We start from the raw sequence: 14,340 nt of genomic DNA, 5'->3' as shown, positions 1-14,340 counted from the left end.
CCGGACTCCGCTCACCCGTGCGTTGTGCCAGGCAAGCCCATAGTCTCGCCGTATGTTCACCATTTTGCGGGCCTCCCACGCTCTTCGTCAGCCGCGCACTCGCCTCGCCCAGCTTGGGGTCACCGCCATTGCGGTATTCGCCCTGGCCGGCTGCGTCAGCTTCCCTGTGGTGAACGTCACCCCAGCGGATCAGGGCACGAACGCGCCGAGAGCTTCCGAATCCGCCGTGCCCGAATCGACCGTGCCCGAATCGACCGTGCCCGATCCGGCGGTGCCCGATCCGACCCCTGATCCAGCGCCGGATCCCGCCTCCGCCCGTGCCCCCGTCGGGCGCGTGACCGGAACCTACCTCGCCGCCGACAGCTTCCGTAGCGCTGACGGGGCGGTGCGATTCCTGACCCCCAGTGGCAACATCTACTGCGTCATCGCAGGGGCGCTCAACTCAACGGCCCCGCCGGGCCTCAGCACCCCGCCGGCGCTGGGGCTCACTGGGCTCGCCGGTGTGAGCTGCGAGCTGGGGGTGTACCCGGATCCGGCACCCGCAGATTCCGCGAGCGTCGACTGTGGGACGATCGGTCACCACGGCGGCAACATCGCGATCTCGGACGGCAAGAGCCTGTACGGGAACTGCCGTGGCGGTGCCACGTACATGTATCTCGTGGCAACCGGGCAACAATCCCCACCCGGGGTGCCTGTCTTTGAGTACGGCACCGCGATCTCCGAAGCCGGGTTCCGCTGCCACTCGGCGTTTGAGGGGCTCACGTGCGAGAGCGAGACAACCGGCCGCGGCTTTTTCGTGAGCCGCGACAGCTACGAGCTCTACGGCGGCTAGCGATACCCCCGGCGCTCCGCTATGCCCGCTTCCCGTACGTCACCCAACGATCCTGAAGCGTGAAGCCAAGCTTCGTGTACATCCCGAGCGCCCCGCTTGGGTTCGCCGCGTCCACGTCGAGCGCCGCGCGTTCCAGCCCCGCCTCACGCAGGGCTGCGAGCGTCTCCAGGATCAGCGCCGAGGAGATGCCCTCCCCGCGACGTTCGCGGATCACCGCAATTGTCGAAATGTAGCCGAACGGCCCCCCATTGAGCTCCCATTCTGCTTCGTCGACCTCGCTGAGCACCGCAGCGATGACGCGGATCGGATTCGCCGCGGACCCGTCACCCACCACAGCGAGGCGGGAGAGGTGGGGCGCAAAGTCCTCGAGGGCGTGCTCCTCCTCCCAGTCCTTCTGCGAGGTGGGGCGGGATCCCCAGTGGTCGCGGAACGCGTCGTTGACGGCCAGCCGGGTAGCCTCGGACAGTTCTGCGGTGTACGCGCGGAGCTGCACACCCTCTGGCAGGGGGCGCGCGGCGACCGGATCGGCGAGTGAGCGCCACAACTCCATCCACCACCGGACCGGGAAAAACCCGGCGGTCGCGTAGAGGCTCCGGTTCGGGGCGTTTTCCTCTCGCGTGCCGAGCGAGATGAGCGCGGGCAGGTCCACGCCGGAGTTCGCGAGGATCTGCCGGGCGCGCGCCTCCTGCCATGCCAGTAGCCGTGTGCCGATCCCCCGGCCCCGCCAGGCGGGGTGAACGAGGCCCTCGAGTGACACCTCGATTGTGTCCGTGTCGGTGTCCCCCAGACGCGCCTCGCCGTACGCGATCGGCTCACCCGCGTCACTCAGGCCGAGCACGGTGTCGGTTGTGAGGGTGAAGCGTTCCCCGCTGAGCGACAGCCTCACCTGTTCCAGGGAATACAGATCATTCGGGTGATCGATACGCCCCGCGGCCGCGCTCACTCGATGGATCAATTCGGCGTCGGCCCGCGTCACTGGACGCCAGGTAATGCGTTCCCCGCCAGCTTCGGCCGGAAGCTCCGGCAGGTGATCGGGGGCGAGGGCACGTTCGCGAAGTGAGATTCCGTGACCCGCAAAGGCGCGCGCGTAGATCTCCCGGACCACGGCGGTCTTGCGCGCGTTGTACGCCATTGCGGTCTGCGCGTCGGTCCCGGCCGCGTCCCGCTTCGCGGCAGCATAGAGCTCTCGCTCGGCGGGGTGTGCCCGGAGCCAATCCCGGAATAGGAGATGCCGTGCCGCCTCGGCGGAGCCGGGTCCGGTCACGTGAAGGTTGACCCGAGGCTCGTCGAGCCGGAGCATACGATGCTCCTCAAACTCCGGCTCACGCACCGTCAGCCTGTAGTCGATCGCTGTGAGCGCGGGGACGTAGCTCGCCTCGTCGCTGGGATCCGCGACGCAGAGGTCAATGTCGATGACCTCTTTAGCTGCGAGCCCGGGAACCGCGGTCGATCCCACGTGTTCCACCGAGCGCGCGACGGCCCCGAGAGCATCGGTGATGCGAGCGGCCAGCGCCGCGAAGCGCGCCGACCAGGCGGGGTCGGCGGCTCCCACCGCGAGGTGTTCGCGCGGTGGCGGACCATCCACCCACGGGTTCGTCGAGGCCTGACCATCGCGAAAATCGGCAATGCCGGGTGGGAACCGTGCGCTCATGCGGGGCCTCTCGATCGTGCGCCCAGATCCAGCGCAAACTGTACAAGTGTACAGACTATGATTGCGGCCCCTGAAAAAGTCCGGGGAACCCTCGAACTACTCCGAGCTCAGCACGTCATACGTGACCCGCGTCAGCCCGTCTTCGGTCACGTGCGCGCCGCGCACGGCGAGTTCTGCGCGAGCCCCCGGACCGAAAAGCGGAATCCCCTCACCGATCACGATCGGCAGGATCGAGACCGTGAGCTCGTCAAGCCATCCTTCAGCGAGGAACGCCTGCACCGTGCGTCCACCGTCGACGTACACCTGCGACGCGCCGGCTGCGGCGAGCGCGTCTTGCGCCTCCGCCAGCGACCGCACCACTCGCGCGTTCGGCTGATCATCCGGAAGGCTCCCACTGAGAACAAAGACCCGCAGTCCAGGGAACGGCCAGTCCCCGAAAGTCAGCACTTTCTCATAGGTAGCCCGCCCCATGAGTAGCGTGTCGATCTGCGGGAAGAAGGTCTCCCACACGAGTGCGGGGTGTTCGGTACCCGTCGCCGTGTGCCGCCCCTTCCCGGGCTCGGATTCGAGGAACGTGAGATCCCCGCCCGGCCCGGCGATGAAGCCGTCCAAGCTCATCCCCAAGAACGCGCGTCCGGTCCAGCTTCGATCACGTGTCATGTCCACCACTCCAAAAAAGCGTCGATTGTGTTGTCAGGTGTTGGGGAACCCTCGCCCGCCTCGGTTGCGCGTCGCACGAGTCCGCCGTGCAGGGCGTCCAGCAGCAGGGCCGCGGCCCGCACCGGGTCTCCGGTTCGCGGAAGTGCGAGGTGCTCCACGAGTCGTGCGACGTAGTGCAGCTGGCGTTCCACCCCTTCGCGGAGCACCGCACGCGTCGAGTCGTCAGCGAGGTCCGCAAGCAGATCAGTGAGGCCGGCGATCGCCGCGGCCCCTGATGGCGCCGCGAACCCGTCGCGTGCAAATCGCCGGAGTTCTTCAAGCGGCCTGTCGGGAAGTTGCGGCTCTCTCGGGATCGCCCCAACCCAGTGCTCCCCGAGCGCGCGCAGCAGACCAGTGCGGGATCCGAAGCGCTTGACGAGTCCGGCCGGGCTCAACTCCGCAGCGGGCGCCACTTCGGCAAGGCTCCACGACGATGCGGGCCACTCGCGGGTACCGAGGTGGTGCGCGATTCGGGCGACGATCTCTTCATCGCTCGCGCGTTGTGGTCTGGCCATGCAGTTAGTGTACACACATTTACTAATGCGTGAGCCAGCTACCCCTGTTCCCCACAGTGAGCGCGAGCGAGCACCCGGTCAATCGCGGCCCGCTCCCGCTCAGTGATTCCCAACTCGTACGCGACGAGCACTCCCGTGAACCGCTCCACGTACGCGCAGTGCGCCGTGGCATCCGCGGGCATCCAGTCGGCGGGGCCTGAGTCGCTCTTCTGCCGGTTCTGTTGCCCGGACGTCGCAACGAGATTTGCCGGATCGTTCGCGAACGCTCGCAACGCATCCGATTCCCACTGCGCAGCGCCGTGTTTCCAGGCCCACGACAGCGGCACGACATGGTCGATCTGCACGCGCTCGGAGGTCTGCTGCCCAGCCACAAAATCGAGGGTGGTCCCGCTGTACCAGTCATCGAGGCGACCCGCGAGTACCTTGCACCCCCGCGTCCCGGGCTTCAGCTCAACGTCGACGAGATCCCGTCGCAAGACATCATTTCGGGTATCGCAGCCGTTCCGGTCCGCGTCGAACCAGGCCTGGCCAAAGCGGGCTCGGTCATAGGGCGCGGCGCTCACCCCACTGACACTGCGGAGCCCCGCGAGTTGATCACGCACCGCATTGCTCGAAACACCGGTATTTGAGGCCGCGGTGTCGGCAGCACTCGGTGCTGGATCGTTAATAGATGCGTGCAAAGTAGGTTGCGGACTCGCGTGATCCGGCGGCCCCGCACTATTCGGATCGGCACCAAGCACTGCACCGGTGAGTACGGCGCCCGCAATGACCACACATCCCAGCACCGTGCCCCAACCGAGCAACACACCGCCCCGTCCTCGCGGACGGGAACGCTTCCTTCGAACACGCACCGATTCCCTCTCCGCAACGCGCCTCACGTTCCCCGGGCACGCCTCCCACAGTCTCTCAGACGTGCGGCCACCCCACCGTTACCGGGAGCGATGTTGGGCGCGCCAGAGCTTTCGGTACGCAGGGCTCACTTGCAGCAGCTCATCGTGCGTACCGATGCCATCGACACGCCCCTCATCCATTACGACAATGTGCGAGACTCCCTGCACTGTGCTCAGCCGATGCGTGACAACGAGCACCGTCCGCCCCCGAGCCAAAGAACTCAGTGCGGCCTGAATTCGTGCCTCGGTCACCGCGTCGACGGACGCCACGGCTTCGTCGAGCAGCAGCACCGGTGAGTTCTTCAACAGCGCTCGCGCGATCGAGATTCGCTGGCGCTGACCACCCGAGAGAATGGCCCCATTCTCCCGAAGTTCCGTGTCCAGCCCCGCGGGAAGATCAAACACGAAATCGCACTGTGCCGCCCGCAGCGCCGTGCCCAATTCATCCTCGCTCGCTTCGGGTGCCCCAATCAGTACGTTTGATCGCACTGTGCCGTCGAAGAGGAACACGTCTTGGTACACCGCGGTCACACTGCGCAGGAGCGCATCTGCGCCAAGCTGGCGGACGTCGACTCCACCGATCCGCACGCTTCCCTCGGCAGCGTCCCAGAATCGGGCGACCAGGTGCGTGATTGTGCTTTTGCCTGACCCTGAGGCCCCCACGAGTGCGGTGATCTCCCCCTCGGGGGCAACAAAGCTCACATCGCGCAGCGTCTGACGTTGCTCGTAGTTGAACTCCACCCTGTCGAAGACGACCCCTGCCCCACGGGGCGCGATGGGGTCACGTGGCTCACTCAGAACCGGCGCGGTCCAGACCTCGGCAATACGCTGTACGATCTGCTGCTGTGAACGGCGATAGCCCGCGAGCTCCCCGAGTTCCTGCAGCGGGGCGTACAGCACGAGGGAGATTACGAGAAATAGGAGCAGCGTCGCCGCAGGTACCGACCCCGCCGCGAACAGGGCGGCACCCAGGAGAATGAGCACCACGAAGCCCAGCTCCAATGCCGCTGCCCCCGCGGTGAGCGCGGGGGCAGCCCGGACCGATGCTGCCACACTCGCAGCCCAAAAACTTTCAACCGCGTGGGTAACGCGCCTCGCCTGCGGGGCATCCGGGTATGCGCGGAGCACCGCTGCACCTTGGACGTGCTCAAGCAGCGCCGAGGCCGCTTCTTCCCGCGCCTCGCTCAACACGGCCGCCGAGCGCCGGAATCGCCGATCTCCCCACGCCATGCACGCGGCAAACAGCGGCACCCCGGCCAGCGCGGCCAATGCCAGCCGCCAGTCGAGCGCAAACAGCACGGTCGAAGCCACCAGTGGCTGAATGACCACACCCACAAGCATCCCCGGGGTGTTCTGAAAATCGAGACGCCGCACATCGTCTGCAACAAGCGTCGTGACCCTCCCTGCGTCGAACTTCGAGAAAAAACCCAGGGGCACGCGAAGGATGCGGGTCACGATGAGCGATTGTAGTTCCGCGATCGATCGCGCAGCGTTGCTCCAGTTCACCCGGTGCACGGCGGCGAGCGCCCCAGAGCGCAGTGCGAGCGCGAGCAACAGCAGTGCACCGGCCCACACGGACCAGGCGACCGTGAGCATCCCGGAGATGGCCTGCGTGAGGGTGATAGACACCACCCAGATCGGGACGGCTCGGAGCACCCCCTCCCACACCATTCGTCCGAGTCCCGCGCGCAGCAGTACGCCCCACCCGCGCACGCCCAACAGCAGACGCCATTGACGCAGAAAGCCCCGGCCCGCAATGTCCCTGGGAAGCCGCGCCTCCGTCTCACCCAACGCGACCGTGGCCTCCGCGGGATCCGGAACCGGAGGCTCAGCCGCGGGCTGAGCCTCCGGCAGTACCCGGCGGGCCGTGTCTGCAACTTCGAGGTGCCACCCTGCCGTGTCCCCGTACGCCGCCCACATCCGCGCGTACAGCCCATTCTCCCGCAGCAACTCACCGTGTGTTCCTGCCCCACCCAACCTCGCGGCGTCGACCACGAGGATCTGATCAGCCCCCGCAACTGAAGCGAGCCGGTGGGCCACGATCACGACGGTGCGATCCCGGGACAGTTCGCGCATGGCCGCGTTCATCGCCGCTTCAGAATCAGCATCCAGATACGCGGTCGCCTCGTCGAACACCACAATGGGTGCGTCGGCGAGAAACGCACGAGCCACGGAGATTCGTTGACGTTGGCCGCCGGAGAGCAGCGCGCCTCCTGGACCGAGGCGGGTGGACCAGCCATCGGCGAGCGTCGCAACGAACTCGGTCACGCTCGCGCGCTCCGCCGCGGCGCGGACCTCTGCATCCGTCGCGTCCGGCCGCCCCAAGCGAATGTTCTCGGTCACGGAATCGTCGAAGATGTAGTCGTCCTGCTGCACGAAAACCACAGTGCGCATGAGCTCCCCCGGCTCCATGTCCCGCACGTCCACGCCCCCGATCCTGACAGCCCCGTCTTGGGGATCCTCAAATCGGGCAAGCAGTCGAGCCATCGTAGATTTCCCCGCCCCCGTGGGGCCAACGATTGCAGTCAAGCGCCCCTCGGGCAGTGTGCACGAGACCCCGCTCAGCACAACGCGATCGCCGTAGGAGAGGCCGACACCCTCGAACTCCACCGTGAATGAGCTCGGATGCAGCGGACTCCTCGCGATATCCATTTCTGGCTCCGCGAGGATCTCCCGGATGCCGATCTGCGCCAGGGACACCGACCAGTGCAGAGCCGCGATCGAGCCAACGAGTCTGTAGAAGGGCAAATTAACGTTCATCCCGATGAGCACAAAGAGCACTAGCACCGGAAGCGTGATGTCGCCCGAGAGATACCGCATCGTCGACGCAGGCACGAGAATCACGATCGGAAGGGAAAGTGCCGCGATCGCGCAAGAGACGGGCCACCGGCCGCGCGCGACCGGGAGTTCCGCGGCGCGGCGCGATTGCTCGATCGCAGTGAGGACGTCCGTCGCGCCCGCACGCATCCCGACAAATCCCCGCACTACGCGCATTCCACGGAGATAGCTCAGCATGGCGGAGTTGAGCTGAAGCGTGGCATCAGCCTCTGCGTGTTGGTTCGAGCGCTCTGCCCGGATCCCGAATGCAAGAATGAGGAACACCACGGGCAGCGTGGCCAAGGTCAACAGCCCAAGCGGCCAGTCCACGGCAATGAGCAGCCCGACGGTGACGAGCGGCACGGTTGCCGCCGAGAGGATGTCGGGCACCCCGTGTGAGAGGCCCTCCTCCAGTTTCTCAACATCGTCCGAGAACGTTTTCTTCAGCTCACCCTGGGTGCGTGCCCGCACCCGAGCGAGCGGGATTCGGTCGAGCTTTCGCATTAACGCAAGCCTGAGTTCACGCAGGATCGCATATGCAGCGTGGTGACCGAGATGGTTTGCGGCGGCGCTGCAGGCGGCCCGCAGCAGGACCCCACCCAGCCCCGCGAGCGCGTAGCCGACGATGCGCCGGGGATCCGGGGTGCCCCCGACGAACAGCTCCGTCGCCACGGCAAACACCACCACCACCGGCACTAGGCTCGCGGCCGTCGCAATCACGGCGCAGCCCGCGGCGGCCGTGATCGACCAGCGTTGTTCCGCGAAAAAGTCGCGAATCGAGCTTCGTGAGTCGTGCGGGGCAACCTCAGTGTCGATGGCTCGCATGGCACCCAGTGTCAATGCAGTTTCTGCTAAAGTCAACACCTGTGAAGAGGAAGCGTCCAGAAACCTGGCAGGGTCGAGCCGTGCTGACCCGAGAAGCAATTGGTCGGGCCGTCCTGGACACCGTCGCCGAGGTCGGAGCAAACGGGCTCTCCACGCGCCGGATCGCCGAACACCTTGGGGTCAGCCCCCGCGCACTATACAACTACGTTTCGGGCAAAGACGATGCGATCGCCGCAGCGGGATACGTGGCGCAGAGCCAGTTCGCTCTGCCTCCGCTTGACGATCTCGCCTGGCAAGCCGGGGTGCGGACGCTCTGCGACGCGTACCGCGCCTGGTACCGACAGTTCCCCGAGCTCGTCCGACTCGCGTCGGGCGCACCAATGGTGGCCCATCCCACCATGCTCGACGCAAACGAACGCTGCTTCGGGTTCTTACGCAGAATCGGTATCCCGGATTCGGAGGTGGGTGGCACCTGGACGGTACTCACCACCACTCTGGCCGGTTACGCGGAGATCGACGCCTGGTTCCAGCGGATCGGCGCGGCAGCCGATCGCCCCGCGGGTGCCGCAGCAAGCCAGACCCTCACCGCGGATCAGTACCCCCACACACTCGCCGTGCAGCGCGCGGGATCCGATGTGGGCGCCGACGCCACCTATGAGGGCACCATCGCGATGATCACGGCCTGGATCTCGACGCTACGGGATACTACACACTCAACATAGCGCGCTGCCCGATCATTCGTCGCCCCCTGCACAGCCGCGGCATTCACCCGGGGACCGTACCGCACTGACATCATGCCCGACGCGCTCCTGGGGCACAGCGGCGGGAACATCTTCGCGGTGCGCTTGCAGTGCTGGCTTCGTTCATCACCATCGCTGAGTTCCCGGAGGCTGCGCTGGGTGAGCCGGTCACGGCGACGATCGCGGACGGCGCGCTGTGGCGGCTTCGTCGCCTCACGCCACGTCCGCCCCGGATCCCGCAACCCCGAGCCGCATCGCCGACCGCGGCGCACTCGCGTAACTCTCCTTCACCATGCTGAGCTGCATCCAGGCATCCACCTCACCGTCGGGCACCAGGCGACGCAGATCCTCAAGCACTCCGTGCAGCTCGGCCGGCGTCGGCGCGACGACGGTGACAATGAAGTCAAACTGCCCGTAGGCCGCCACCGCGAACTCGATGTATCGCGAGTTACGGGCATAGCTGGCAAGCTTCCCATGCTGGTCATTCCCCGTGATCCCGACGCCCATGCCCAGCTGCGTGTTCCGCACACCTCTGCGTTCCACCGCCGAGATTCGAATCACCCTCGCTCGCAGCAACCGGGAGACACGCTCCCGAGCCGTAGAAACGCTGGTCTCCGCGGCCTGCGCAAGCGCCTCATAGGTGGCACGCCCATCCACCTCCAGCGCGGCAATCAGGGCGTGATCAATCGCATCGAGTATCACCTCGGGCCCCGCCACGGCAGCCGCGAAAGGCCCCTTCAGGATCTCCGTATACGAGGTCGTGCGAATACGGCGCACCGCCGGGATTTCCCGAACCCGCGCGAGCGTGGCCGCTTTTGCTGCTTCACTCACGCACCGGGCCTCGAACGCAAGTCCGTGGCTGCCCGCAAGTGAGGCGACGAACACGGTGTCCGGAAGATCGCGCAGTGACCGCGCGACGGCCTCAACCGGGCCATCGACTGCCACGAGCGCGTGCAGGAAGAAGCGGTATCCAGCCACTCGAGGATCGATTGCGGCCCCCACCCGAACTGCCCCCGACTCCAGCATCTCGCGCAGCGTGCGCGATGCCGCGGCACGCGGCATGCCCAGCTGGGTAGCGAGCTCCTTCACGCTCATCCTGCCGTCGCTCTGGAGCAGTCGAACCATCGCCGCCTCAACCTCCGTGCTCTCCACACACACCCCTTCCCGCGACCCAATCGCCGACATTTTTGTTTGATCGCTAATCATACATATTTATGAGGATTCCGATATACATACACATTACGTCACCGATAGGTGCATGACAGTCACCATAACCACGGAAACTATACGCAGGTTCCGTTTTTCTCGTTTGTGGAACGCTTCCAGGCTCCGTAAGGTCTCTCGCTAACGGAGCAAAGGAGCTGCAGCATGACCATCCATAAACCCCCACTCAGCACCGCACACCGGCGCGCGGTCCGCGCGGGTCTCGGCGCCTTCGTCGGGACCTCGATCGAGTGGTACGACTTTTACATCTACGCCACCGCGGCTGCGCTGGTATTCCCCAGCGTGTTCTTCCCCGAGCAAGATCGAGCCTTGGGCACTATTGCCGCGTTCTTCGCGAGCGCAATCGCGTTCGCAGTCCGACCGCTCGGCGGCATCATCTTTGGCCACATCGGTGACCGGATCGGCCGCCGCCCCGCACTCGTATTCACCCTCATCCTCATGGGCTTGGCGACGGTTGGCGTCGGCCTCTTACCCAGCCACGCCGCAATCGGAACCGCGGCCCCGGTGCTACTTATGGTGCTGCGCGCCATCCAGGGCATTGCGGTCGGAGGTGAATGGGGTGGTGCCGCCCTCATGAGCGTCGAGTCCGCACCGCCCCGCTTGCGCGTCTTCTTCGGAGGGTTCACACAGCTCGGCAATCCTGCCGGGGCGCTCCTGGCGAGCGGAGCATTCTTCCTGATCTCGCTGGGCGGCGACGCCTTCATGCTCGAGTGGGGTTGGCGGATCCCGTTCCTGGCTAGCGCGCTTCTCATCGCGGTCGGATTCTGGGTGCGCAATCGCGTCGAGGAAACACCGGTCTTCGCTGAGACCGTGCAGGGACAGGAAAACAGCTTTCCGCTCGCGTTCGCGCTCAAGCACAACTGGTGGCCCATCCTGCTGGGGATCTTTGTGCTGCCGATCCCGCTCGGTTTCTACTACCTGGCGACAACCTTCATCCAAAACTACGCAACAAGCCCAGAGGTCGGGATTGCCGCGCAGCAGGTGCTCCTCGCCATGACAATTGCGTCGTTCATCGAGTTTGCAGTCACGCTCCCGCTGGCGTACCTCGGCGACCGCTGGGGTGGCAAAAGAATGATGGCCCTCGGCGTTCTGGGGTCCCTCCTTACGATGGTTCCGCTGTTGCTCGTGATCGGGGGTGGCCAGCTCACGCTTATGTACGTGTTCGTTTCCCTGATCCGCGTCACCATGAGTGCGACCTGGGCACCCCTGGCCACCGTGATGGCCCAGATGTACCGCCCGCAAGCCCGATACACCTCCATGTCCCTCGCCCACGGCATCGGTGCCGCGGTCTGGGGTGCTTTGCCTCCCATCGCTGCGGTCTGGCTGCTGTCGACCACCGGCACTGTCTGGAGCGTCATCATCCTCGCCGCGGGCATGGCGATCATCAATGCGGTGGCGTTGGCACTCGCCCCGCAGCACGTCGACCCCGAGTCGGCCCCGTCGACACCGCACACCCAAGCGACCGCCGAGCTCCGGCCCACACCCCCAGTGATCCACTGACCTATTGGCTTGCTGACCCGTTGGCCCCCACGGACATACCGACCCACTCACGTGCCCGGCGCACACCCGCGCTGGCCACCCACACCATCATCACAAAGGACACTCACATGCCCATGTACTCCATGTCTGACGGCACCAACATCTACTTTGAGGACTTCGGCGGCGGAACACCAGTCGTCTTCGTCAGCTCCGGGAATGCCACACACGCCATGTGGGACGCACAGGTCGCCGAGTTGGCGCTCGAATTCCGGACGGTCACTTTTGACTGGCGCGGAACGGGGCAATCAGACCGGCCGCGCACCGGCTACACGGCGGCGAACGTCGTCAGCGACGTCGTCACCCTCATCTCCGAGGTGATCGGCGCACCGGCGGTGGTCGTGGGGCACGGCATGGGCGGGCACATCGCGATCCTCGCCGCCCAGCAGCACCCGGAATGGGTCGCTGGACTCGGCGTCGCCAGTTCGGGCCCCTGGTACTGCGGCGAGCGCGACGGCGTCGCGGGCGGTATGTCGCTCGAGTTCATCAACGGCTCGTCGTCCGGGGCAGGAGGTGCCTATCCGGACCTCTTGGCAGCAATGACCGACACGTATCTCTTCCACACCCCGGTCAGCGCCGACGTACGCACTGCGACGATCCAGCAGCAATTAGAGTGGCCGCTCTATGTGCTCGATCGCTATGACGAGGACATGATGGAGCTCGACCACCGTGTCGCGCTCCCCCGCATCTCCCAGCCCGCGCTGATCCTGCACGGTCGACACGACGAAAAGCAGCGCTTCTCCGGGACTGCCGTGCTCCACGAGGGGCTGCCCAACGCCGAGCTCGTGGTCTTCGAGGACTCGGCGCACAGCCCGCACGCGGAGGAAGCCCCCGCGTTTTCGGCGGCACTCGCAGCCCTCCTGCGGCGCGTGAGCTAGTCGCCCCCTCCCCTGGCGGGCCCCATTCCCAGGGCCCGTCCTCAGACACAACGAAAGGAAACCAGAGTGCAGACACTTCCGAAGGAGACCACGGGCCGACACCTCTTGCGGACCCTCCGCAGCTATGGTGTGACCACCGTGTTCGGCATTCCCGGCACGCATAACATCGAGTTCTACCGCCCACTCGAGGAACTTGGCATCCACGCGGTGACCGCCCGGCACGAGCAGGGTGCCGGATACGGTGCCGACGGCTGGGCGACGCAGACGGGACTCCCCGGCGTCGTCATCACCACGAGCGGTCCGGGTCTCCTCAACGCGCTGTCCGCGGCCGCGACGGCATTCGCAGAATCACGACCGATGATTATCCTCTCGCCCGGGGCCCCGCGCGGCGCGGAATTCACCGATCGCGGTACGCTGCACGAAACCCAGGATCAGCTTGGGGCCGCCCGCGCGGTCACCGCCTGGGCGCGACGTCCCGAGACCGCTGCGGACGCGGTGCAGGCGGTACACGATGCCTTCGAGCTCTTCGCCACAGGACGACCCCGCCCCGTCGCGATCGAGATCCCCATTGATGTCCTCGAAGCGGAAATCTCCATCGACGAACGGCTCCTCGCACCCAAGGAGTTCCCGTTCCCGGCACATCCCAGCGCGGACGAACTCCGACGCGCCGCGGAACTGCTACGCGACGCGGCCCGGCCGGTGATCCTCGCCGGTGGCGGGTCGCGCGGTGCCGCCGAACACGTACGCGCCCTCGCAGAGCGCCTCGGCGCTCCACTCATCACCACGAGCAACGGCAAGGGGGTAGTGGACGAGCACCACCCACTCTCGCTCGGGGCGGGACTGCGGTTCGCGGCGATCCGAGACGTCGCCCAGCACGCCGACGTCCTCCTCGTTGTGGGGTCAAAGCTCGGAGACGCGGAGCTGTGGGTGGATGCACTGGACGCACACGGCAGAGTGGTCCGCGTCGATCGCCTGGCGACGCAACTCCACAAGAATCAACCAGCAACGGTGGGTCTGATCGGAGACGCGCCCGCGGTACTCGCCGATCTCGTGACGCTGCTCCCGGGCGCACCGCGAGACTGCTTCGCCGACGTTCCCGTCCTGCGCGCCCAAGCTCGCGAAGAATCCTTCGACGCGGACCGGGTCAATACCCTCCTGGGGGAGGCGATCGCCGCCGCGCTCCCGCGAGATGCGATCGTGGCTTTGGATTCATCGACGGTGGCGTACCGAGGATTCCTCAACAGCTATCGAGCGAGCGCCTCCGGCTCGACCCCGTACATGGCCACCTACGCCACCCTCGGATACGGCGTGCCCGCCGCACTCGGTTCCAAGATCGCGGCACCCGATCGGCCCGTGTTCGTGGTTCTCGGCGATGGTGCACTCATGTTCTCCGTACAAGAGCTCATGACTGTGGTGGAGCAGGGCCTGGATCTCACGGTGATCGTCGTCGATAATGGTGGCTACCTCGAGATCAAAGACAATGAGGCGGCCGTAGGTATTGCGCCAATCGGTGTGGACCTCGCGCAGCCCGACTGGCCCGCACTCGCGCGGGCATTCGGCGGTGCGGGCACGTCACTCGCTTCACTCGCTGATCTCGCCGACGCGGTCTCCGGCGCAGAAGCTGCGGGTGGACTCCAGCTCATCCACGTACGACAGGATCTCATTCCAGCGGCCTAGCTGTACCCGGCCAGGACGTTGGTAGCGGCGAGCCTGGTTGAAATCACGAGAACCTC

Annotated in this window: 11 protein-coding genes; 5 read left to right on the top strand and 6 right to left on the bottom strand. The window is 66.1% G+C overall.

Features of this window, described 5'->3' with window-relative positions:
• Positions 1-52: 52 nt before the first annotated feature.
• On the top strand, positions 53-832 hold the full coding sequence (locus tag FM113_RS14075) for a DUF6636 domain-containing protein (RefSeq protein WP_087015457.1): 780 nt from the start codon (positions 53-55) through the stop codon (positions 830-832).
• A gap of 19 nt (positions 833-851) precedes the next feature.
• Here FM113_RS14075 and FM113_RS14070 read toward each other — a convergent pair whose 3' ends face one another.
• The 5 genes from FM113_RS14070 to FM113_RS14050 all read right to left on the bottom strand — a co-directional run bounded on the left by FM113_RS14070 (position 852) and on the right by FM113_RS14050 (position 8,229).
• Entirely contained in the window at positions 852-2,483 is a 1,632-nt protein-coding gene (locus tag FM113_RS14070; RefSeq protein ID WP_087015456.1) for a GNAT family N-acetyltransferase, read from the bottom strand.
• 96 nt (positions 2,484-2,579) lie between these two features.
• Positions 2,580-3,143 carry a dihydrofolate reductase family protein gene (locus tag FM113_RS14065; protein ID WP_087015455.1) on the bottom strand — a complete coding sequence of 188 codons (564 nt, stop codon included), beginning with the start codon at positions 3,141-3,143 and terminating at the stop codon, positions 2,580-2,582.
• A complete protein-coding gene (locus FM113_RS14060) occupies positions 3,140-3,697 on the bottom strand; it encodes a hypothetical protein (RefSeq protein WP_087015454.1) in 558 nt (185 codons plus the stop codon). The genes FM113_RS14065 and FM113_RS14060 overlap by 4 nt, the downstream gene beginning before the upstream one ends.
• A 38-nt stretch (positions 3,698-3,735) precedes the next feature.
• A complete protein-coding gene (locus FM113_RS14055) occupies positions 3,736-4,377 on the bottom strand; it encodes an HNH endonuclease family protein (protein WP_176387243.1) in 642 nt (213 codons plus the stop codon).
• Positions 4,378-4,626: 249 nt separating this feature from the next.
• Positions 4,627-8,229: an ABC transporter ATP-binding protein gene (locus tag FM113_RS14050; protein ID WP_087015452.1), complete on the bottom strand. Its 3,603-nt coding sequence runs from the start codon at positions 8,227-8,229 to the stop codon at positions 4,627-4,629.
• Positions 8,230-8,270: 41 nt separating this feature from the next.
• Here FM113_RS14050 and FM113_RS14045 point away from each other — a divergent pair, with 41 nt between their 5' ends.
• Positions 8,271-8,951 (top strand): TetR/AcrR family transcriptional regulator, encoded by a 681-nt coding sequence (locus FM113_RS14045; RefSeq protein ID WP_176387242.1) that lies wholly within the window; start codon positions 8,271-8,273, stop codon positions 8,949-8,951.
• Positions 8,952-9,182: 231 nt separating this feature from the next.
• Here the strand turns inward: FM113_RS14045 and FM113_RS14040 are convergent, their stop codons facing one another.
• Complete coding sequence (locus tag FM113_RS14040; protein WP_176387241.1) at positions 9,183-10,121, bottom strand: Lrp/AsnC family transcriptional regulator; 939 nt, start codon at positions 10,119-10,121, stop codon at positions 9,183-9,185.
• Positions 10,122-10,337: 216 nt separating this feature from the next.
• Here FM113_RS14040 and FM113_RS14035 point away from each other — a divergent pair, with 216 nt between their 5' ends.
• From FM113_RS14035 to FM113_RS14025, 3 genes are all read left to right on the top strand, one after another.
• Positions 10,338-11,693, top strand: coding sequence for an MFS transporter (locus FM113_RS14035; RefSeq protein WP_087015449.1), 1,356 nt, complete (start codon positions 10,338-10,340; stop codon positions 11,691-11,693).
• A gap of 107 nt (positions 11,694-11,800) precedes the next feature.
• Complete coding sequence (locus FM113_RS14030; RefSeq protein WP_087015448.1) at positions 11,801-12,607, top strand: alpha/beta fold hydrolase; 807 nt, start codon at positions 11,801-11,803, stop codon at positions 12,605-12,607.
• A 66-nt stretch (positions 12,608-12,673) separates the two neighbouring features.
• Positions 12,674-14,284, top strand: coding sequence for a thiamine pyrophosphate-binding protein (locus FM113_RS14025; RefSeq protein ID WP_254909026.1), 1,611 nt, complete (start codon positions 12,674-12,676; stop codon positions 14,282-14,284).
• Positions 14,285-14,340: the final 56 nt, after the last annotated feature.

Source organism: Leucobacter sp. 7(1) (assembly GCF_900163635.1).
Classification (GTDB): domain Bacteria; phylum Actinomycetota; class Actinomycetes; order Actinomycetales; family Microbacteriaceae; genus Leucobacter.
The sequence above is the reverse complement of the archived record's forward strand: the minus strand, read 5'-3'. Positions and strand labels throughout refer to the sequence as shown.

Bases quoted from the DNA above. Each gene is read 5' to 3' on its own strand.
- FM113_RS14075 (WP_087015457.1), top strand. From the start codon at position 53: ATGTTCACCATTTTGCGGGCCTCCCACGCTCTTCGTCAGCCGCGCACT.
- FM113_RS14070 (WP_087015456.1), bottom strand. From the start codon at position 2,483: ATGAGCGCACGGTTCCCACCCGGCATTGCCGATTTTCGCGATGGTCAG.
- FM113_RS14065 (WP_087015455.1), bottom strand. From the start codon at position 3,143: ATGACACGTGATCGAAGCTGGACCGGACGCGCGTTCTTGGGGATGAGC.
- FM113_RS14060 (WP_087015454.1), bottom strand. From the start codon at position 3,697: ATGGCCAGACCACAACGCGCGAGCGATGAAGAGATCGTCGCCCGAATC.
- FM113_RS14050 (WP_087015452.1), bottom strand. From the start codon at position 8,229: ATGCGAGCCATCGACACTGAGGTTGCCCCGCACGACTCACGAAGCTCG.
- FM113_RS14035 (WP_087015449.1), top strand. From the start codon at position 10,338: ATGACCATCCATAAACCCCCACTCAGCACCGCACACCGGCGCGCGGTC.
- FM113_RS14030 (WP_087015448.1), top strand. From the start codon at position 11,801: ATGCCCATGTACTCCATGTCTGACGGCACCAACATCTACTTTGAGGAC.